At 51.0% G+C, this 820-nt stretch carries 1 rRNA gene; it reads right to left on the bottom strand.

Annotated features, from left to right (window positions below):
* Window positions 1-69 precede the first annotated feature (69 nt).
* A 23S ribosomal RNA gene (locus ACFI34_RS18730) occupies window positions 70-820 on the bottom strand; the annotation flags it as partial.

Here is an 820-nt window from a genome sequence, read left to right as displayed (position 1 = left end):
TTCAGTAATGTCTACTTTAGTCATTAACTTCTGCGCTTAAACTATCACACAAAACGCGTTTGGCGTTGTATGGTTAAGCCTCACGGGTAATTAGTACAAGTTAGCTTAATGGCTCACACCACTTCCACATCTTGCCTATCAACGTTGTAGTCTTCAACGGCCCTTCAGAGACTTTAAAAGTCTAGTGAGAACTCATCTCGAGGCCTGCTTCGCGCTTAGATGCTTTCAGCGCTTATCAGTTCCGAACGTAGCTACCGGGCAATGCCATTGGCATGACAACCCGAACACCAGCGGTTCGTTCACTCCGGTCCTCTCGTACTAGGAGCAACCCCTCTCAATTCTCAAACGCCCACGGCAGATAGGGACCGAACTGTCTCACGACGTTCTAAACCCAGCTCGCGTACCACTTTAAATGGCGAACAGCCATACCCTTGGGACCGACTTCAGCCCCAGGATGTGATGAGCCGACATCGAGGTGCCAAACACCGCCGTCGATATGAACTCTTGGGCGGTATCAGCCTGTTATCCCCGGAGTACCTTTTATCCGTTGAGCGATGGCCCTTCCATTCAGAACCACCGGATCACTATGACCTACTTTCGTACCTGCTCGACGTGTCTGTCTCGCAGTTAAGCTGGCTTCTACCATTACACTAACCGTACGATGTCCGACCGTACTTAGCCAACCTTCGTGCTCCTCCGTTACTCTTTGGGAGGAGACCGCCCCAGTCAAACTACCCACCAGGCACTGTCCGTAACCCCGATTCAGGGGCCAACGTTAGAACATCAAAACTACAAGGGTGGTATTTCAAGGACGACTCCA

The organism is Pseudoalteromonas sp. PSi26 (genome assembly GCF_054960575.1).
This window is presented reverse-complemented; position numbering and strand designations above follow the sequence as displayed.